General features: G+C 57.1%; 19 protein-coding genes. 13 read left to right on the top strand and 6 right to left on the bottom strand.

The features are described 5' to 3' along the window. Positions 1–8 precede the first annotated feature (8 nt). Genes ACJ5NV_RS10575 through ACJ5NV_RS10590 form a run of 4 tightly spaced genes read right to left on the bottom strand, consistent with a single transcriptional unit; the run spans position 9 to position 5,507 of the window. Positions 9–1,376, bottom strand: a complete 1,368-nt coding sequence (locus tag ACJ5NV_RS10575; protein ID WP_411643649.1) for a GTPase — start codon at positions 1,374–1,376, stop codon at positions 9–11. After that, positions 1,376–2,401, bottom strand: coding sequence for a PP2C family protein-serine/threonine phosphatase (locus tag ACJ5NV_RS10580; protein WP_411643650.1), 1,026 nt, complete (start codon positions 2,399–2,401; stop codon positions 1,376–1,378). The genes ACJ5NV_RS10575 and ACJ5NV_RS10580 overlap by 1 nt, the downstream gene beginning before the upstream one ends. Continuing rightward, positions 2,385–3,296, bottom strand: coding sequence for an FHA domain-containing protein (locus ACJ5NV_RS10585; RefSeq protein ID WP_411643651.1), 912 nt, complete (start codon positions 3,294–3,296; stop codon positions 2,385–2,387). The genes ACJ5NV_RS10580 and ACJ5NV_RS10585 overlap by 17 nt, the downstream gene beginning before the upstream one ends. Before the next feature lie 57 nt (positions 3,297–3,353). Further along, complete coding sequence (locus ACJ5NV_RS10590; RefSeq protein ID WP_411643652.1) at positions 3,354–5,507, bottom strand: serine/threonine protein kinase; 2,154 nt, start codon at positions 5,505–5,507, stop codon at positions 3,354–3,356. 477 nt (positions 5,508–5,984) lie between these two features. On the opposite strand from ACJ5NV_RS10590, the gene ACJ5NV_RS10595 reads away from it, so the two are divergent. The 10 genes from ACJ5NV_RS10595 (at position 5,985) to ACJ5NV_RS10640 (ending at position 14,901) form a co-directional block, all read left to right on the top strand. Beyond that, on the top strand, positions 5,985–6,956 hold the full coding sequence (locus tag ACJ5NV_RS10595; RefSeq protein WP_411643653.1) for a type I glyceraldehyde-3-phosphate dehydrogenase: 972 nt from the start codon (positions 5,985–5,987) through the stop codon (positions 6,954–6,956). A 290-nt stretch (positions 6,957–7,246) separates the two neighbouring features. Further along, entirely contained in the window at positions 7,247–8,173 is a 927-nt protein-coding gene (locus tag ACJ5NV_RS10600) for an ABC transporter ATP-binding protein (protein ID WP_411643654.1), read from the top strand. After that, positions 8,170–8,931: an ABC transporter permease gene (locus ACJ5NV_RS10605; RefSeq protein WP_411643655.1), complete on the top strand. Its 762-nt coding sequence runs from the start codon at positions 8,170–8,172 to the stop codon at positions 8,929–8,931. The genes ACJ5NV_RS10600 and ACJ5NV_RS10605 overlap by 4 nt, the downstream gene beginning before the upstream one ends. 38 nt (positions 8,932–8,969) lie before the next feature. Further along, complete coding sequence (locus ACJ5NV_RS10610) at positions 8,970–9,764, top strand: S49 family peptidase (protein ID WP_411643656.1); 795 nt, start codon at positions 8,970–8,972, stop codon at positions 9,762–9,764. A 160-nt stretch (positions 9,765–9,924) separates the two neighbouring features. Next, positions 9,925–10,701, top strand: a complete 777-nt coding sequence (locus tag ACJ5NV_RS10615; protein WP_411643657.1) for an SDR family oxidoreductase — start codon at positions 9,925–9,927, stop codon at positions 10,699–10,701. A 282-nt stretch (positions 10,702–10,983) separates the two neighbouring features. Next, positions 10,984–12,852 (top strand): excinuclease ABC subunit UvrC, encoded by a 1,869-nt coding sequence (uvrC, locus tag ACJ5NV_RS10620; protein ID WP_411643658.1) that lies wholly within the window; start codon positions 10,984–10,986, stop codon positions 12,850–12,852. 60 nt (positions 12,853–12,912) lie between these two features. Continuing rightward, positions 12,913–13,431 carry a DUF421 domain-containing protein gene (locus tag ACJ5NV_RS10625; RefSeq protein WP_411643659.1) on the top strand — a complete coding sequence of 173 codons (519 nt, stop codon included), beginning with the start codon at positions 12,913–12,915 and terminating at the stop codon, positions 13,429–13,431. A 118-nt stretch (positions 13,432–13,549) separates the two neighbouring features. Beyond that, positions 13,550–14,218, top strand: a complete 669-nt coding sequence (gene pgsA, locus ACJ5NV_RS10630) for a CDP-diacylglycerol--glycerol-3-phosphate 3-phosphatidyltransferase (RefSeq protein WP_411643660.1) — start codon at positions 13,550–13,552, stop codon at positions 14,216–14,218. Beyond that, positions 14,215–14,460, top strand: coding sequence for a molybdopterin converting factor subunit 1 (gene moaD, locus ACJ5NV_RS10635; protein ID WP_411643661.1), 246 nt, complete (start codon positions 14,215–14,217; stop codon positions 14,458–14,460). Before pgsA ends, moaD begins: the two co-directional genes overlap by 4 nt. Continuing rightward, entirely contained in the window at positions 14,461–14,901 is a 441-nt protein-coding gene (locus ACJ5NV_RS10640) for a molybdenum cofactor biosynthesis protein MoaE (protein WP_411643662.1), read from the top strand. It abuts the gene before it with no gap. Here ACJ5NV_RS10640 and ACJ5NV_RS10645 read toward each other — a convergent pair. Next, entirely contained in the window at positions 14,887–15,471 is a 585-nt protein-coding gene (locus ACJ5NV_RS10645; protein WP_411643663.1) for a DNA-3-methyladenine glycosylase I, read from the bottom strand. The genes ACJ5NV_RS10640 and ACJ5NV_RS10645 overlap by 15 nt on opposite strands. A gap of 66 nt (positions 15,472–15,537) precedes the next feature. Between ACJ5NV_RS10645 and ACJ5NV_RS10650 the strand changes: the two genes are divergently transcribed. The 3 genes from ACJ5NV_RS10650 (at position 15,538) to phbB (ending at position 18,464) form a co-directional block, all read left to right on the top strand. Further along, positions 15,538–16,344 (top strand): EAL domain-containing protein, encoded by an 807-nt coding sequence (locus ACJ5NV_RS10650; RefSeq protein WP_411643664.1) that lies wholly within the window; start codon positions 15,538–15,540, stop codon positions 16,342–16,344. A 150-nt stretch (positions 16,345–16,494) separates the two neighbouring features. After that, on the top strand, positions 16,495–17,670 hold the full coding sequence (locus ACJ5NV_RS10655) for an acetyl-CoA C-acetyltransferase (protein ID WP_411643665.1): 1,176 nt from the start codon (positions 16,495–16,497) through the stop codon (positions 17,668–17,670). 68 nt (positions 17,671–17,738) lie between these two features. Further along, positions 17,739–18,464: an acetoacetyl-CoA reductase gene (gene phbB / locus ACJ5NV_RS10660; RefSeq protein WP_411643666.1), complete on the top strand. Its 726-nt coding sequence runs from the start codon at positions 17,739–17,741 to the stop codon at positions 18,462–18,464. Between the two features lie 150 nt (positions 18,465–18,614). Here the strand turns inward: phbB and ACJ5NV_RS10665 are convergent, their stop codons facing one another. Then, positions 18,615–18,782 (bottom strand): YdcH family protein, encoded by a 168-nt coding sequence (locus tag ACJ5NV_RS10665; RefSeq protein WP_411643667.1) that lies wholly within the window; start codon positions 18,780–18,782, stop codon positions 18,615–18,617. Positions 18,783–18,816 lie beyond the last annotated feature (34 nt).

An 18,816-nucleotide genomic window follows, 5' to 3' on the forward strand; every position in this document is an offset into this window, starting at 1 on the left:
GGCAGGTGTCAGGCGGCAAGATCCGCCTGTAATTCGTGCTTTAGTTGCAGCAAAAGGCTCAGCGCCTCGATCGCCGCACTATCGCGTTTTTCCATCTGCATCAGCTGAACCAGATCGGCCGCGTCCAGTGCCGCATCACGCGCCTGTATCAGCAAAGGATCGGCGTCATCCCCGTTTTCATTAAGGTATTCGCTGAGCCACTGCACATGTTCAACCGCCTTGGCGATGATCTTTGCAGGCGCCGCGTCGCCCGTTTTTTCGGCGAGATCAAGCAGTGCGCGGCTCTCTGTCATGATGTATTGCAGGGCGTTTTCATAGGCCATGCGGGTCGCCGGGAGCAGGACAACAACGTCGGATTCTTGTTGTGCCGCAAGGGGTTCTTCTGCGCGGGTTTCCGCTGGGTCAACAGCGGGTTTCGGCGTTTCGACTTTCGCAACAGTGGATGCGATGGCTGTTTCAATTTCGTCTGCAGACGAATCAACTGATTCGGGTTCGACCGGGAGCGAAGGCACTGCGGTTACAGGGGTTTCCGCTTTGGGCGCAGCCGCTTTCAGCAGCTCGGCGTGCTGGTGTAGCAGAATATCGGCCATATCAACGGCTGACTGGCGACCTTGTTCGACTTGTTTCAAAACAGAAGAAATCAGCGAAAGTCCGCCGCTTGCCCGCATTTTTGCTTTATCGACGGTCCCGTCAGGCCGGCGTGCGGCCAGCGCTTGCAGGGTGGCGATTGGCAGAATCTGAGTAAATTCGTCCACGGCAACGGCGCGTACAGCGTCCATCGTGCTATCCATGATGCCGTTGGCTTGCAGAAAATCCGCCTTGGTGAGCATCAAGAATGAATGGTCCTTGATGAGATCCGGCATTTGCCCCCAGATCGACTGTTCGGTCTGGTTAAAGCCCTGACTGCACCACAAGGCGACATCGCAACGCTTGGCGGCCCATTGGGTTGCGCGATGCAGTGATGTCGCATCGTCCGGTGTCACGATCTCCAGCACTGAAATTTTGGTCAATGCGGGCAGTGCCATGCGCATTTCGACAAAGACAGGGGACAGCTCTGCGATTTCATGGGCGTCGGTGGATGCAAGCGTGATCTTCGACCCATCCGACAATGTGCAGATGCTTTCGGCCACATCGCCATATGTCAGCTGCAATGTCGGAAGCTGTACATTTTGCTTTAGTACATCTGCGCCAACGAGCAGATTTAACAGGGTGGATTTCCCTGACCCCGGAAACCCCATGATCCCCAGCCGGACGGGTTTGCGCAGACGTTCAAGCAGTTGTATCGCACGCTGCTGAACGTCTTCAGGCAGCAGCTCAGAAGCTACTGCCTGTGTGAGCTCTTCTTGAACCCGGTTCCCCAAAGATTGATTCGACATTATTTGCCTCCAGCGGCAACCTTAGCTGGTGGTGCAGTCTCTTCAACCTCCTCTAGTTTATTTTCATGCGGCGTATTGGCAGGTTGAACCTCGGACATCGCGGCGTTTCCGTAGCCATCATCTGAACCGGATGCTGCAACCTGCCCATCTTCCAGCTCTACCACGCGGGTGACGCCAGTGCCGTGTACGTCGACATGGCCGACAGGCTTGGCGCGGATGGCGCGGATCACCGGTTTGTTGTGGTTCAGTTTGATCACCGAGAATGAACAATTATCCTGATCAGGATCGCCCAGCTCTTCAATAGCTTCCAACAGATAGCCGCAAATCTCGGCGCTCTTGCGGCGACGATAGCGGTGCAGGATCTTCTGGATTTTCTCGTCTTCCAGATATTGCAGACCGTCCGAAGACACCACCACGATATCGCCGACTTCCAGCTGGAATGGCGTGTTGGGGCAGTCTGATTTGGCCACGCGGTCGCCCAAAATTACAGAGGTCAGGCAATTGCGGTCAGGGTGATTGCGGCCAGCTTCGGGATCAATCAGACCCTGTTTGACCATAAAGTCGATCTGAGGGGCCATCGAATGGTCCTCGTTCAACTGCTGCATCTTGCCGCCGCGATAATGGTACAGCGGGCTGTCACCAATCGACATCCAGAACAACCGGTTCTCGATCAGCACAAGCGAGACAAGCGTCGCCCCCATGCCACGGGTTTCCGGATGATCCATGACATATTCACGGACACAATTGTTGGCATTGACCGCTGCCGAGGTCAGATATTTCGGGATTTCGGTTTCGAAATCGTTGAAATTCGCGCTCTGGAACTTCAGCTCGCTAAAGACCTCTGTGACAACAATCTTACTCGCCACGTCACCGGCAGCATGGCCACCCATACCGTCGGCCAGCACGACAACACCGCTGTCCATGCCAAAAGGAAAATCCGTGACAATCGCATCTTCTTGATAGTCACGTCCGCCCTGACAAATCGCCGAAGCGACGTCAAAACGAGGTTCAGGCGATCGCCACATCTTCGTCCTCCCCATTTGCGCTGCCAGCCCAGTTGAACGATTTATCACACAGGGCCACAAAGCGCAGAACGGTCTCGCCAATACGAATAACGTCACCGGATTTCAGCATTTCATTGCTGATCAGCGGCTTGTTATTCAGGCGCACAATGTTTGATTTACCACCATGCCCAAGGAAGAACTCATGCCCTTCGGGGTCATAGACAATAGCAGCGTGATTGGTCCGCGAGATCGAGTTGTCGCCAAAATCAAGCTGAACAGCCTGATCTTCGCCACGTCCGATCTGCGACATCCCTGCTTTCAGGGCAAAGCTCTCGCCACGGCCGGGGCCTTCGGCGACAACAATCCATCCCACAGGAAACTTAGCGCGGGGTGCCGCAGCAACCGCAGGGGCAGAAGGTTTCTGCGCGTCATTAAACAGATCGACCACATCGCCATCGGATTTTTCAAAACCAATCAGGCGGGTCTTGGTCCGGCGGGACCGGGCCGGTGACCGGGACGCCGCAGCAGATGCGGTGGCCGCCGGTGCAGGTGCTGCGGGTGCGCGGGTTGGCAGTTCCGGTGCCTTGCTGGGCAGTTCCGACGACGGTGCATCGTCATCCATATCCCAGATATTGACAGATTTCGGCTCTTCCGTCTTGGCGACCTGCGGTTCGATCACGCGCGTCCGGGTTGGCCGGGCGGGGGCAGGTGCCGCAGGGGCTGCGGCGACGGGCGGCTCGTGGTTCACCTTGGAATTGATATTCGTCAAAATATCGGTAACCGCAGGGGGCTCGCCACGTCCGCCACGGCGCACGGCCACACTGTCATCGAACGAACCGCCAGCGGTCCGGCTGGGGGAAGCGTCGGAACGTTCATCACCCCGTTTTTTGCCAATGAGATCACGAATGAATTTCATCTTACATACCTTCCGATTTGCTGCGCGATCGACACCCGGCGGAGCGTCAGCCACGTATTAGTCATCACTGCCCGTATACCTCAGTTGGGATGCCCAGGTGCTTTCTCCGCGCAACACGGCAAAAGTGAATAGTTCAGTCCCGTTTTCCAGCTCGCGCTCAAAGATATCTCGTAGTGTCTGACGTCCGCTAATTTCTTCGCCCGTGCTGATATAGGACACAAGAACATCGCCTTCTTCAAGAACGCCGGCAAGCGATGCTGGGGCTTCCGCCACAGTCGTCCGCCAGTTGTTTCCTGCAAAGACAGTTTCAAACCGTACACCATTCAACAAAGTCGTTTCTTGCACAACAGGCACAATCCAGTCGCGATTCAGCAGATCACCCGATACAGGGTTCAGCGTGCCAAAAGTCACTTCAAGAGTGGGCGCTTCTGCCCCGGCATTGCTTTGCTCACGCAGAACGCCGGGAATTTGGTCAATCGCACTGATCGCAACACCGTTGACCGACATGATCATCAGGCCAGTCTGCACCCAGACAGGGGCCACGTCGCCAATATCACCAATAACCGGGGAATCAGGACCTGCAGGTGCGAAGGGGAGCTGCACGCTCCAGCTTGATTCGACACCGGTGCTTGGTGGGACAACCTCGTTTCCGGGAGTTACTGCCGCGATCTCGACGTCTGGGCCGATGCCGACAGCGGATACATCATCCGGGGTGTCGGGCAATGCGACTTCAGCCGTTTCCGTATCGGCAGCAGGGCGACCATTGGCCTGATCAGGGAATGCAACACTTGCTTCCGGCTCAGTGACTTCTGGACGCGGAGTGTCTAACGGCTCTGGCAGCGGCTCTGGCGCGGCGGCCAGTTCTACACTGTTCGGGCGGCTCGATGGGCGCACATCTGGTGTGGGTTGCGCTTCGCTTGCCGGGGCTTCGACGATTACAGGCGTAGGGGTGCTTGGCTCTTCGACGATTTCCGGGGCAGCCTCATCCACGATTACGGGCGCAGGCGCCACTTCGGGTTCAGTGACGGGGAGCTGCGCGACTTCGGACGCGATCACCGTTGGTGTCGTCACCGCAGGGGGCGTTTGCACCTCAGCGACGGGTGCTGCGTCTTCGCCACCGCCCATCATCATAACGCCGACACCCGCAACAATCGCAAGAACGGCAGCTGTGCCCAAGAGCAACGGCATTTTCGATTTCTGCGCCGGGGCTGTCTCTGCCGCACCAGCGGGGACGGCGGTATCAGCTGCCGGGTTCACGACATTCAGCGCGGTCACATTGCCTGCATTGCCATCCATTGCATCCAGCCACGCACGGGCGGATTGCAGACGGTCCTTGGGCAGAACAGCGAGCGATTTGTCGATGGCCGCAAGGAAATTGTCATCATACTCCGGGAAACGACCCGCAAGAGGATTATAGGGGTCCTTATCACCAGAGGCGATAGCGGCCAGACGGGCCTGACTGTTCGGGGGCACATCCCCGTCGATCAGGTGAAAGAACGTCGCACCCAACGCATAAAGGTCACTGCTGGGGCTCTGTTCAGAGCCAGCAATATAGAATTCCTGTGGCGAGTAGCCGTCCTTGACCACACGCAGGGCCGAAAGAACGCGACTTTGCTTGGTGGCCTCTTCACGGGCGGCACCAAAATCGATCAGAACCGGATGGAAATCCTGATTGATCAGGATGTTATCGGGCGAGATGTCACGGTGCAGAATGCCCTGATCGTGAATAAAGCCAACCGCGCTCAGCACTTCCTTGAGGATGGTGCGAATCTGTGCGGGGACCAGCCCGTGATTGGGGTCTTCGATCGTGTCCAACAGGTCACGGCCTTCGACGAAATCAAGCGCCATATAAGCCGTGTCGTTGTCTTCGAACACCTGGTGCACGCCCACGATATTGGGATGGTCCAGCTTGGCAAGGCTGCGGGCCTCTTGCACGAACAGGCGGACAATCGACTTCAGCTCGTTCTGGTGAGCACGTGAGCGTGCCTGCACAACATAACGGCTACGGCGGCAGAAAGCGCCGGGAAAACATTCTTTGATAACGATCTTACGGTCGAGGCTATCCTTGGCAAGGTAGGTGATGCCAAAACCGCCAGCGTTGAGGAAGCTCTCAATAGTGTACTGGCCGTGCATCAACTTTGTGCCCGGTTTCAGCTCATCTACGAAGCCGTCCTTATCGTCTGCGTTGTCTTTTATTTGCGCCTTACCCATCTCACATCCAGCTCTCAGCTTAAAAGGCGATCCCGGAAAACCCGATCACCCCCATTTGTCTAGTCTCATTCAAATTGGGCCAAAAAGTGACGCCAACTTGTTGTTTCGAGGTTCACAATCTAGGATTTCCCCAAGCGAACCCACGCGTTCTAGTAGTACCCTCAGGCAAGTTTTCGCCGATTGCCACCTATTTCAACCTTTAAGTGATGATTTCCTTATCAAGGTGTGCATGCGCCTGTTTCTGTGGCGCAGAAATCACCCTTTTTCGATAGTTTTCAACCATTAAGGTAGTGCCTCAGCCAAACTCCCAGCGTCCAAAACGCGAATCACTCGCGAATCTGCTCGCCCTTTGCGCGACAGAATGCCGATGCCAGGCAGCCGATCTGCTATATCGAGACAGCCTTCAGGTTTGAAGCCCCGACCGTTGTAAATGACGTAATGTTGAGGCATCACCAAGGCACGATAGCGGGGGCAAAAATGACGCGTGTGTTGATCAACGGATTCGGTCGGATTGGTCGCACGGCGCTCAGGGCCTGGATGTCGGGCAAATGGCCCGGAATCGACATCGTCGGAATCAACGATATCGCAGCACCCGATCTATGTGCCCATCTCTTTGCTTATGATAGTGTGTTCGGTCCCTATCCGGGGCGGGCAGAACTTGATGGCGACATGCTCGTGATCGACGACAGGCGGTTCCCGCTTTATCGGACGCCGGATATTGGAACGCTTGACCTGTCGCTGGTCGATATCGTGATGGAATGTACCGGCAAGGCGGACACACGGGATATTGCAGAACGCGGGCTGGGGGCCGGGGCGGGGGGCATCCTGATTTCCGGACCGTCTGCTGCCGCTGATTTGACGATGGTGCTTGGGGCAAATGATCATCTGTTGGCCAACCAGCCCATCGTTTCGAACGCCTCTTGTACGACTAACGCATTGGCGCCGCTGGTCCGACTGCTGGACGATACCTGGGGCGTGCAGACCGGGTGGATGACGACAATACATTGTTATACCGGCAGTCAGCCAACGATTGATGCGCCAAGAGGCGACATGCAGCGCAGTCGCGCGGCGGGGCTGTCCATGGTGCCGACAACGACCTCTGCCCAGCGGCTGCTGGAAGAGGTCCTGCCCGACCTTGCCGGACGGATAGAAGCCGCTGCCGTGCGGGTGCCCACCGCATCCGTCTCGGCCATCGACCTGACAGTGACACTGGATGCAAGGCCGGACCTGACCGCCGTGCATGATCTTTTCCGGGCTCAGCAGGGGGTGATCGGATGCACGGACAAACCGCTCGTATCCTCTGACCTGCGCGCCCGCTCTGAAAGCCTGATCGTGGCCCTGCCGGAAACGCGGGTAACGGCGGGCGGCTTGGTACGGGTCTTCGGGTGGTATGATAATGAATGGGGCTTTTCCTGCCGGATGCTCGATGTGGCGCAGCGGATGTCATAAGGCAGGTGGATCAAGATCCACCTTACAGGCGGCGCGGTTGCGTCTATTTATTAACGCCGTCCACCGCACGCTAAGTTAACTGTGCCAAACCATGCGCGCATGTCCGATGAAAGTCCGACGCATTTCCGAAAGGATACATCGCCCCGAACCGCAGCATTTATGAATGAGTCGCCCCGCAACTTGTAAACCGCTCCATCGCGCATACATCCACAGCCGCACGGCACGTTAGACCTGCCTTTCCCTTTCGAACCTTCGGGACTAGGTTCTGCCTGCCAAGTCAAGGATACCCTATGCAAGCCATCGTTTCCGTTCAGAACCTGCGCAAAGCCTATGCCGGGGGCTTTGTGGCTCTCAAGGATGTGAGTCTCGACATTGAAGAAGGCGAGATCCTCGCGCTGCTTGGTCCCAATGGGGCCGGTAAGACCACCCTGATATCAACGATTTGCGGGATCACCGTGCCCAGTTCTGGCAGTATCACGGTTGGCGGTCATGATACGCAGACAGATTTCCGGGCGGCCCGCGAGCTGATCGGGCTGGTGCCGCAGGAAATCAATCTTGAACCGTTCGAAACGGTATTCAACACGGTCCGCTTTTCGCGGGGGCTTTTCGGGAAGCCACGCAATGATGCCTTGGTCGAGGATATCCTGAAGCAACTGTCACTGTATGATAAAAAAGACAGTAAGGTCATGACCTTGTCCGGCGGGATGAAGCGGCGGGTGCTGATTGCCAAGGCGCTCAGCCACGAACCGCGCGTGCTGTTCCTGGACGAACCCACCGCCGGTGTCGATGTGGAATTGCGCAAGGACATGTGGGATGTGGTTGCCACGCTCAAGGCGTCCGGCGTGACGATCATTCTGACGACACACTATATAGAAGAGGCCGAAGCGATCGCCGACCGTGTCGGTGTCATCAGCAAGGGCGAAATCCTATTGGTGCAGGATAAAGCTGATCTGATGACGCAGATGGGCCAGAAACAACTGGAAATCACGCTCTCCGAGGCGGTGACCCAAATTCCACAAAGCTTGCAATCCTACGGGCTGGACCGGTCGGAGGATGGGTTGCAGCTGACCTACAGCTACGAAACAACCGGCGAGCGGACGGGCATTACCGCGCTGCTCAATGATCTGCAGGCCAGCGGGCTACAGATGAAAGATATTCAGACACGTCAAAGCTCGCTCGAAGACATCTTCGTCGGGATGGTAAAGGAACAGGCATGAACTTCACGGCCGTAAAATCCATCTACATCTTTGAGATGACGCGCTTTTTCCGCACAATCATGCAAAGCCTCATTTCGCCCGTCTTGTCGACCTCGCTTTATTTCGTCGTGTTCGGCGCGGCCATCGGCAGCCGGATCGATCAGGTCGAGGGCGTCAGTTATGGCGCGTTCATCGTGCCTGGGCTGATCATGCTTTCGGTCATGACGCAGGCTACCGCGAACGCAAGCTTTGGCATCTATTTCCCGAAATTCACCGGCACGATCTACGAGCTTCTTTCGGCCCCGGTGAATTTTCTTGAGATCACAATGGGCTACGTGGGTGCGGCGGCGACTAAGGCGATGATCATCGGCCTTATCATCCTTGGCACCGCGTTTTTCTTTGTGGATCTGCAAATCGCACACCCGCTGGCGATGCTGGCCTTTCTGGTTCTGACCTGCGTCAGCTTCTCACTCTTGGGCTTTATCATCGGCATTTGGGCGGGAAATTTCGAACAACTGCAGCTGATCCCCTTGCTGGTCATCACACCGCTCGTGTTCTTAGGGGGATCTTTCTACTCGATCTCCATGTTGCCATCTGGCTGGCAGACAGTCGCCTTGTTCAATCCGGTGGTCTATCTGATCAGCGGCTTCCGCTGGGCATTCTTTAACACGTCTGACGTGGGCATCGGCATTTCGCTGGCGGCCATCACGCTTTTCACCGCTATATGCGTCACGGTAATCTGGTGGATCTTCCGGACCGGCTGGCGCATCCGGCAGTAACACTTGCAGGCATAAGCACCACTGCTACATGGATAGATATGAAACGATATATTCCCTTTATCAAATCCGACCCGTTTGTCGCCGTGATCCGGTTGCAGGGGGCTATCGCCAACAGCGGCAGGGGGCTTGATAACCCCGGTCTTGCGCCTGTGATTGAAAAGGCGTTCAGCCGTGGCAAGCCCGCTGCGGTCGCGTTGGAAATCAACTGCCCCGGTGGATCGCCGGTGCAATCCTCGCTGATCGCATCGCGGATTCGGCGGTTGGCAGACGAAAAGAAAATCCCTGTTTTCGCCTTTGTCGAAGATGTGGCCGCCTCGGGCGGGTACTGGCTGGCGTGCGCGGCGGATGAGATTTTCATCGACAGTTGCTCGCTTACCGGGTCGATCGGCGTGATCAGCTCCGGCTTTGGCGCGCATGAGGCGATTGAGCGTTACGGGATTGACCGGCGCGTCCACACCGCTGGTAAATCCAAGTCCCTGCTGGACCCGTTCCAGCCGCAAAAACCGGCTGATGTGAAAAAGCTCAAAGGCTGGCTGGAAGACCTGCACGCGACGTTTATCGCCTATGTGAAATCCCGGCGCGGCACAAAGCTGGCTGATAATCCTGACCTGTTCACCGGCGAGGTGTTCATCGGTCAAAAGGGGGTTGAGGCAGGATTGGCAGACGGGATCGGCCATCTGGCCCCGGTGATGAAGGCACGGTTTGGCGACAAGGTGAACTTCCGCCGCTACGGCCAGAAGAAACCGCTCTTGGCGCGATTTGGGGCTGCCTTTGTGGATGACGCCATCGCTGGGGTTGAAGAGCGCGCCGCTTTTGCAAGGTTTGGCCTGTGATCATCAAATCTGTCTTTCTGTTTCTGGCCTTCATGATTGTGCTGGGGATTTTTGGCAAATGGCGGTTCCCCGGACAATCGCGGCTGTCCGCTGCCAAATGCCCAAAGTGTCAGCGGTTCAGGATCGGTAATGGACCCTGCCCCTGCCAGAAAGGCCGCCCGTGAAGGCATTGGTGACAGGGGCTGGCGCGCGGTTGGGCAAGGCAATGGCGCTTTATCTTGGGCAGCGGGGCTATGATGTCGCGGTGCATTATGCTGGCTCTGAACAGGGGGCCGCAGAAACGGTCGCCGACCTGAAAAGGATGGGCCGGAACGCCGTTGCGTTACAGGCCGATCTGCTGGACGAGGCCGCCACACAGGGCCTGCTGGCGCGTGCAACAGATGCGCTGGGCGGGCCGTTCACCTGTCTGATCAACAACGCCTCGATTTTCGAATACGACGCGATTGGCACGGCCACGCGGGAAAGCTGGGACAGGCATCTGGAATCGAACCTGCGCGCGCCTTTCGTGCTGATCCAGAACTTTGCGGCGCAGGTGCCCGAACCTGTTCAGGACGACATGGATGAACCCGTGGCGCAGGCGCTAGTCATTAATATGCTGGATCAGCGAGTCCACAAGCTGACGCCGGAATTCATGAGCTACACAATTGCCAAGATGGGCCTATGGGCGCTGACGCGCACCGCCGCGCAGGCGTTGGCGCCACGTGTACGTGTCAACGGCATCGGCCCCGGCCCGACCCTACGGGGCCACCGGCAAAGCCAGAGCCATTTTGACAGGCAGCGCGCAGCGACGATTCTGAACCGTGGCGCAAACCCTGCGGATATCACTGCCGCCCTCGGATATTTCCTGGATGCGCCTTCGGTCACCGGGCAAATGCTGGCAGTCGACGGGGGACAGCACTTGGGCTGGGAGACACCGGATGTACTGGGGGTGGAATGATCGCAGCGTAAAGTTGTGCACGTCTGTCATGTCACTTTCACGCAACTGTCATATTAACCTTTTTTCTAAGGCATTAATGATATTTGAATAAATAAGTTCAATATTTTCAACGCCTTGAAAATGCGCCTAAAAAATAGGCAAACAGGTGAAGTCTGCCAAAAACAACGAAAAAACCCTGTTCACAAAGATTAACCCACACAGTTATCCACAGAAATGGTGGATGCCTTTCCTCTTGTTCTTGCTGCATTACCATTAGATCAGCCTGAGAATCACAAAGCGCCTATGACCGAGTATCCGACCATTTCACCTAAGACGGGATATGCCTGTATTCAGGACTACCTCAGGACGCTGGATTCCTCGCCCGGTGTCTATCGGATGCTCGATAGTGACAGCCGGGTGCTCTATGTGGGCAAGGCCCGGAACCTCAAGGCGCGGGTCAGCAGTTACGCCCGCCCTGGTCAGCATTCGGCCCGGATCACCCGCATGATCCGCGAAACCGCGTCGATGATGTTTCTGACCACACGAACAGAGACCGAAGCGTTGCTGCTGGAGCAGAACCTGATCAAGCAGCTGAAACCGCGCTACAACGTGCTGCTGCGCGACGACAAATCCTTTCCCAATATTCTGGTGGCCAAGGATCATGCTTTTCCGATGATCAAGAAGCACCGGGGCGCGAAGAAACAGAAGGGCGATTATTACGGCCCCTTTGCCGGTGCAGGCGCGGTCAACCGGACCCTGAACCAGTTGCAGCGGGTGTTTTTGCTGCGCAACTGTACTGACAGCGATTTCGAAACCCGCACACGGCCCTGCCTGCAATATCAGATCAAGCGTTGCTCTGGTCCGTGTTGCGGGCTGATTTCGGAAACCGACTATGCCGCGACGGTCGCCGATGCCGAAAAATTCCTGCAAGGCCGCACCAAAGGCATTCAGGAAACGCTGGCCAGTCAGATGCAAGCCGCGAGCGAGGCGATGGAATTCGAACGCGCCGCCGCCCTGCGCGACCGGATCAAGGCGCTGACGCAGGTGCAGTCGGCGCAAGGCATCAACCCGCAATCCACAGCAGAGGCGGATGTAATCGCGCTGCATACCGATGGCGGGCAAGCCTGCGTGCAGGTGTTTTTTATTCGGGCCAACCAGAACTGGGGCAATCACGACTACTACCCCCGCATCAGCGGGGAAGAAGATATCGCCGAAGTGATGGAGGCGTTTGTGGGTCAGTTCTACAGCAACCGCGAACCGCCGCGCATGCTGATCCTGTCCCACGGGTTGGACAATGAAGACCTGATGGCAGAGGCGCTTTGCGAAAAAGCGGACCGCAAGGTGGATATCGTTGTGCCCCAGCGCGGCGAAAAGGTCGAACTGGTGCAATCCGCCTTACGCAACGCACGCGAAAGCCTCGCCCGGAAAATGGCGGAAACCGCCACGCAGGGCCGCCTGCTGAAAGGCTTGGCAGAGGCGTTCGAGCTGCCCAAAGTGCCCCAACGGATTGAGGTTTACGACAACTCTCATATCCAAGGCGCGCATGCTGTTGGCGCGATGGTCGTGGCCGGACCGGACGGGTTCGACAAGAACCAGTATCGCAAGTTCAACATCAAAGGCACCGATCTGACCCCCGGCGATGATTTCGGTATGATGAAAGAGGTGCTGACCCGCCGGTTCCAGCGCTTGCTCAAGGAAGACCCAGAGCGGACCCAAGGCACCTGGCCCGATCTGTTGCTGATTGACGGCGGCGCGGGACAGGTCAGCGCGGTGCAGGACATCATGGATACCCTCGGCGTTGCAGATATCCCGATGGTTGGTGTCGCCAAAGGCGAAGATCGCGATGCAGGTAAAGAAGAATTCTACCGTACTGGCAAACCCGTCATGGCCCTGCGCCACAACGACCCTGTGCTCTACTTCATCCAGCGCATGCGGGATGAGGTGCACCGCTTTGCCATCGGCACCCATCGGGCAAAACGGTCAAAGGCAATCGGGGCAACGCCTTTGGATGATGTCCCCGGCGTCGGCGCGACCCGAAAACGCGCATTGCTGGCGCATTTTGGGTCGGCCAAAGCCGTGGCCCGTGCAAACCTTGCCGACCTCAAGGCGGTCAACGGCGTGTCGGCGAATATGGCGCAGACCATCTATGATTTCTTTCACGACGGCGGGTGATATCTGCGCCCAGCAAGCTACCCTTTCTAAAATCGCTTCCGGCACTTGAAGGGAAAAGCCATGTTTTTCGACCACGTTATTCTTGACGCGATCACACGCGGGGCCGTGCTCAGCGCGGTGGGGCTGTTCTGGATCATCCTGCTGGTGCGCGTCGTCGGGTTGCGGTCCTTTTCCAAGATGACAAATTTTGATTTTGTTATGACGGTTGCTATGGGCTCGCTTTTGGCGGGCGCATCGCAGACCGGAAAATGGCCCGACCTGCTGCAAACCTTGACCGCGATGGCCTGTCTTTTTGCGGTGCAATACGGGGTGTCTCTGATCCGCCAACGCTCTGACACTGTGCAGACCGCTTTGCAGAACACACCGGTTCTGCTGATGGAAGACGGCAAGATGCTATATGAGGCCATGCGCGCAACGCGTGTGACAAAGGACGATCTGGTCGCCAAGCTGCGCGAAGCCAACGCGCTGAACCTGTCAGAGGTGCGGGCGGTTGTGCTGGAAACCACCGGCGACGTGTCGGTGCTGCACGGGCCCCAGATTGATCCGATGCTGATCGGTGCCGTGCGACGCATCTCATGAGCGGCAGCACCACCCAAGAGTTGCGGCCCCGCCTTGCAGTTTGCCGATCAGTTTGTGATCCTGTGGCAAGGCGGCGGGATATGGTCAGTCGCTGCGAAGCGGGGTAGTTATTAAAGCCATGACGATGAACCTTCCCAATACCCTCACCATCTTGCGCCTGTTGGCGGCGCCCGGTGTGGTGATCATGTTTCTTTATTTCAATCGCCCATGGGCGGATTGGTTTGCCCTTGTGCTTTTTGTGGTCGCTGCGGTGACGGATTTCCTCGACGGCTATCTGGCCCGCGCGTGGAAACAAGAAAGCAAGCTGGGCGCGATGCTGGACCCGATTGCGGATAAGGCGATGGTGGTGATCGCGCTTTTGGTGATTACCGGATTTTCGGGGATGAACCCGTGGATCCTGCTTCCCGCCACGCTGATCATGTTCCGCGAAGTCTTTGTCTCTGGCCTGCGGGAATTTCTGGGCGATACGGCGGGCACGCTCAAGGTCACTAACCTAGCCAAATGGAAGACCACCGCGCAGATGATCGCGATTGCGTTGCTTTTCGCCGCGGGCGCGTTTGAGCATTATCTTGTGATGCAGTCACAAGGAATGGACGCGCAGATGGTCAGTGACGTGCTGGACGGGCAGTTGTCGGACGAACTGGGACTGTGGTGGAAACATCAAGGTATGACTGTCAGCTGGCGGAGCGGGATTATCGTGCTCTGGCTGGCAGGTGCCCTGACGCTGCTGACCGGATGGGATTATTTCAATAAGGCGAAACCCTATCTGAAGGACGTCAATCAATGAATGTGATGTATTTTGCATGGGTCCGTGAACGGATCGGCATCCCGCAGGAAGAAATCACATCACAGGCCGCAACCGTCAACGATCTTGTGGCCGAGCTGACGGCGCGCGAAGAACGCTATGCCGCCGCCTTTGCCGATACGTCCGCCCTGCGCGTGGCGCTGGATCAGGAACTGTCAGAGTTCGACGCGCCGCTTGCCGGTGTGCGCGAGGTGGCATTTTTTCCGCCGATGACAGGGGGCTGAATGCAGGTCCGTGTCCAGCAGGACGCTTTCGATGCTGGGGCAGAGCTGAACGGTTTTGCCAGCGCCCGCACTGATATCGGCGCGGTGGTCAGCTTTACCGGCGTGGTGCGTGATACGGACGGCAGCCTGCAGGCGATGCAGATCGAACATTATCCGGGCATGACTGAAAAAGCGATCAGCGGGATCGCCCGTGAAGCGATGGACCGCTGGTCATTGGCGGACGTGCTGGTGATCCACCGCTATGGCTCGCTGGCACCCGGCGCGCCGATCATGATGGTGGCCACAGCGGCAGCGCATCGGGCCGCCGCGTTTGAAGCGGCAGATTTCCTGATGGACTACCTGAAATCCCGCGCGCCGTTCTGGAAAAAAGAACTCACCGATCAGGGCGCTGACTGGGTCGCCGCGAAAGACGCGGATGAAGACGCGTTAAAGCGTTGGTGACCGGGCAAGCGCCGCACATTCGCTATGCCGAAAACAGCCGGTGATGTGATTGTTGAACAATCCGGTTGCCTCCATGAAGGCATAGACAATTGTTGGCCCGCAAAACTTGAACCCCTCTTTTTTGAGGTCCTTTGAGATTTGGTCGCTCAACGGGGATTGGGTGGGTATCGCACTGCGGTCTGCAGCGGCTGTCTGTAGCGGGACGCCATCAACATAACGCCACAGAAATTGGTCAAACCCGCCTTGTGTCTCAATCTTTTGCCATGCACGAGCATTGCTGATTGTGGCTTCTATTTTGCCGCGATGGCGGATGATGCCGGGGTCAGCCAGCAGGCGGACGACGTCATCTTCACTCCACTGGGCAATGGCATGCGGATCAAACCCGGCAAACGCCTTGCGAAAGTTTTCACGCTTTTTCAGGATAGTGATCCAAGACAAGCCGGCCTGAAATCCGTCCAGTATCAGCTTTTCCCAAAGCGCCCGGCTGTCATATTCAGGCACGCCCCATTCGGTGTCGTGATAGTCGATGTAAATCTGTTCGGGCCCGGCCCAGCTACAGCGCGTCGTCATAGGTACACTTTAATCAGTTGTTAGCAGCGGATGCGGCATGGTTGCAGGGCAGTATGGGATCCGATCATGCAGAAAACCACATTTACCCAAGCGGAAATCGAAGAACAGTCGCTGACAGATCCTTTGCACTACGCGATGGCCAGTCAGGACGCCGATGTAAAGTCTTTGGTGCGTGCCGCGATCGCGGCAGGCCGGGCACAGCTGGCGTTTCACCCGATTGTCACCGCAGATGCCAGCCAGCGGGTCGCCTTTTACGAAGGGCTCGTGCGCCTGATGGATGACACCGGGCGCATCATCCCCGCATCCCATTTCATGCCTACGGTCGAAGAAACGGGCATAGGGCGCGAAATTGACTGTATTACGCTGGAACTTGCGCTGGAAACATTGCGGCAGAACCCGCAATTGCGGCTCTCGGTCAACCTGTCGGCCCGTTCCATTGGGGATGGGGCATGGCGGCGAACCCTTGATCACGGGTTGCTGGCCCGGTCCGATCCGGGTGAGCGGCTGATTTTCGAAATCAGCGAAAACTCAGCCATGCTGCTGCATGAAAATGTGATTCGGTTCATGGCGGAAATGCAACCCAAAGGCGTTGCCTTTGCGCTGGATGGCTTTGGGGCAGGGATGACCGCCTTTCGCTATCTCAAGGATTTTTTGTTCGACTTTGTGAAAATCGACAAAAGTTTCATCAAAAATATTGAAAGCGACCCGGACAATCAAGTTTTGGCAGAGGCGCTGATCACCGTTGCCCATCAGTTCGAAATGTTCGCCGTCGCCGATGGGGTCGAAACAGAGGCAGAGGCTGATTTTCTCAGAAAGCTCGGCGTGGATTGTCTGCAGGGCTACCATTACGGCGTGCCGCGGTTCGATTTATAACAACCTGATGTTGCATGTGCCGGGGAATCAGATTGCCCTGCGTTAACCAACACAATAGACAAGTGGTTGAGCGGTAGGGGGGCTGCTCTGACCCGACGGGTCTATCCGGCCTCGCCCTGCCACGGGAAAAAAACCTGGAGGGACCAATCCATGACCAATGTTGTTATCGCCTCTGCCGCACGTACCGCTGTCGGCAGCTTCATGGGGGCTTTTTCAAACACCCCCGCCCATGATCTTGGTGCCCATGTCTTGGAAGAGGTCGTGGCCCGCGCCGGGATCGACAAATCCGAAGTCAGCGAAACCATTCTGGGTCAGGTCCTGACCACAGCACAGGGGCAAAACCCCGCACGTCAGGCGCATATCAACGCAGGGCTGCCGATCGAATCTGCCGCGTGGGGGATCAATCAGGTTTGCGGTTCCGGCCTGCGGGCCGTGGCGCTGGGTGCGCAGCATATCCAGCTGGGCGATGCGGATATTGTGGCCGCTGGTGGTCAGGAAAACATGACGCTTTCTCCCCATGCGCAGGTGCTGCGTGCAGGCCAGAAAATGGGCGACATGAAATTCATCGACACGATGATCCGCGACGGTCTGTGGGATGCGTTCAACAATTACCACATGGGCCAAACCGCTGAAAACGTCGCTGAACAGTGGCAGATCACCCGCGACATGCAGGATGAATTTGCCGTGGCCAGCCAGAACAAGGCCGAAGCCGCGCAAAAGGCCGGGAAATTCGGGGATGAAATCGCGGCCTTCACCGTGAAAACCCGCAAGGGTGACATCATCATCGACAGTGATGAATATGTGCGCCACGGCGCTACGCTGGACGCGATGCAAAAACTGCGCCCGGCCTTTGCCAAGGACGGATCGGTCACAGCGGCCAACGCTTCGGGCCTGAATGATGGCGCGGCGGGCACCCTGCTGATGACAGCAGAGAACGCCGAAAAACGTGGGATCGAACCGCTCGCCCGTATCGCATCCTACGCGACAGCTGGTTTGGACCCGTCGATCATGGGTGTCGGCCCGGTCATGGCCTCGCGCAAAGCATTGGAAAAGGCAGGCTGGTCTGTCGAAGATCTGGATCTGGTCGAAGCGAATGAAGCCTTCGCCGCCCAGGCCTGTGCGGTGAACAAGGACATGGGCTGGGACCCTTCTATCGTCAACGTGAATGGCGGTGCAATCGCCATCGGGCACCCGATTGGGGCCTCCGGTGCGCGCGTTTTGAACACGCTGCTATTTGAAATGAAGCGCCGCGGCGCGAAAAAAGGTCTCGCCACGCTGTGTATTGGTGGTGGTATGGGCGTCGCCATGTGTGTCGAGCGTCCTTGATTTAGACCAAAAAGGCGGTGCCACGCGGCACCGCCGGTCAAAGTTTATAAACGGAGGAGGAGAAGATTATGGGACGTGTCGCACTTGTCACCGGCGGTTCACGCGGGATTGGCGCAGCTATTTCAACGGCATTGAAGGACGCAGGCTATACCGTGGCCGCGACCTATGCAGGCAATGACGAAAAGGCCGCCGCCTTCACGTCGGAAACCGGCATCAAGACCTATAAATGGAACGTCGCGGATTACGACGCCTGCGCCGCAGGGATCAAGCAAATCACAGAAGAGCTCGGCCCGGTCGAGGTGCTGGTCAACAACGCGGGCATCACCCGCGATGCACCGTTTCACAAGATGACACCGCAGCAATGGCATGAATGCATCGACACAAATCTGAACGGCGTGTTCAACATGACCCATAATGTCTGGGGCGGGATGCGTGAACGCAAGTTTGGCCGGATCGTGACGATCAGCTCGATCAACGGGCAAAAGGGTCAGTTCGCGCAGGCCAATTATGCTGCGACAAAGGCTGGCGACATTGGCTTTACCAAAGCGCTGGCACAAGAGGGCGCGCGCGCAGGGATCACCTTGAACATCGTTGCGCCGGGTTATATCAACACCGAAATGATGAGCACGATCCCCGAAAAGGTCATGAACGAGGTCATCCTGCCTGCGATCCCCGTGGGCCGCTTGGGTGAACCTTCAGAAATCGCGCGTGCGGTTGTTTTCCTTGCGTCTGACGATGGTGGCTTTGTAACCGGTTCGACACTTTCGGCCAATGGCGGACAATACATGTCCTGAATGAGACGCATCGCAATAAAAAAGGGCCACGTTGCTGCAACGTGGCCCTTTTTCGTTCAGCGGTCATGCGCAGATCACAGGCTGATCAATGCGGAACCTGTCGTGCGGGGCAAACATTATATGCGCTGGCGTGCCCCGCCCTGATGGGAATTAATGCGCGGTAAGGCGGTTGATTTCTTCCTTGAGCATCAGCTTTTGCTTTTTTAACTTCGCAATTTCGAGGTCATCCGTCGCCGGACTGCGTTGAAGTGCTTCCACATGGTTCGATATATTTTGGTGCTTCTTCTTCAGTTCATGCAAGTGCGAAGTCAGGCTCATGGTCGTCCTCCTTGAGTGCGTTTTGTAAAAGTAT

Origin of the sequence: Loktanella agnita (genome assembly GCF_046640325.1) — a bacterium.
GTDB classification, from domain to species: Bacteria; Pseudomonadota; Alphaproteobacteria; order Rhodobacterales; family Rhodobacteraceae; genus Yoonia; species Yoonia agnita.

Bases quoted from the DNA above. Each gene is read 5' to 3' on its own strand.
- pgsA (WP_411643660.1), top strand. From the start codon at position 13,550: ATGACGATGAACCTTCCCAATACCCTCACCATCTTGCGCCTGTTGGCG.
- ACJ5NV_RS10590 (WP_411643652.1), bottom strand. From the start codon at position 5,507: ATGGGTAAGGCGCAAATAAAAGACAACGCAGACGATAAGGACGGCTTC.
- ACJ5NV_RS10640 (WP_411643662.1), top strand. From the start codon at position 14,461: ATGCAGGTCCGTGTCCAGCAGGACGCTTTCGATGCTGGGGCAGAGCTG.
- ACJ5NV_RS10610 (WP_411643656.1), top strand. From the start codon at position 8,970: ATGAAACGATATATTCCCTTTATCAAATCCGACCCGTTTGTCGCCGTG.
- ACJ5NV_RS10655 (WP_411643665.1), top strand. From the start codon at position 16,495: ATGACCAATGTTGTTATCGCCTCTGCCGCACGTACCGCTGTCGGCAGC.
- ACJ5NV_RS10625 (WP_411643659.1), top strand. From the start codon at position 12,913: ATGTTTTTCGACCACGTTATTCTTGACGCGATCACACGCGGGGCCGTG.
- ACJ5NV_RS10605 (WP_411643655.1), top strand. From the start codon at position 8,170: ATGAACTTCACGGCCGTAAAATCCATCTACATCTTTGAGATGACGCGC.
- ACJ5NV_RS10600 (WP_411643654.1), top strand. From the start codon at position 7,247: ATGCAAGCCATCGTTTCCGTTCAGAACCTGCGCAAAGCCTATGCCGGG.
- ACJ5NV_RS10585 (WP_411643651.1), bottom strand. From the start codon at position 3,296: ATGAAATTCATTCGTGATCTCATTGGCAAAAAACGGGGTGATGAACGT.
- phbB (WP_411643666.1), top strand. From the start codon at position 17,739: ATGGGACGTGTCGCACTTGTCACCGGCGGTTCACGCGGGATTGGCGCA.
- ACJ5NV_RS10580 (WP_411643650.1), bottom strand. From the start codon at position 2,401: ATGTGGCGATCGCCTGAACCTCGTTTTGACGTCGCTTCGGCGATTTGT.
- ACJ5NV_RS10650 (WP_411643664.1), top strand. From the start codon at position 15,538: ATGCAGAAAACCACATTTACCCAAGCGGAAATCGAAGAACAGTCGCTG.
- ACJ5NV_RS10645 (WP_411643663.1), bottom strand. From the start codon at position 15,471: ATGACGACGCGCTGTAGCTGGGCCGGGCCCGAACAGATTTACATCGAC.
- ACJ5NV_RS10575 (WP_411643649.1), bottom strand. From the start codon at position 1,376: ATGTCGAATCAATCTTTGGGGAACCGGGTTCAAGAAGAGCTCACACAG.
- moaD (WP_411643661.1), top strand. From the start codon at position 14,215: ATGAATGTGATGTATTTTGCATGGGTCCGTGAACGGATCGGCATCCCG.
- uvrC (WP_411643658.1), top strand. From the start codon at position 10,984: ATGACCGAGTATCCGACCATTTCACCTAAGACGGGATATGCCTGTATT.
- ACJ5NV_RS10595 (WP_411643653.1), top strand. From the start codon at position 5,985: ATGACGCGTGTGTTGATCAACGGATTCGGTCGGATTGGTCGCACGGCG.
- ACJ5NV_RS10665 (WP_411643667.1), bottom strand. From the start codon at position 18,782: ATGAGCCTGACTTCGCACTTGCATGAACTGAAGAAGAAGCACCAAAAT.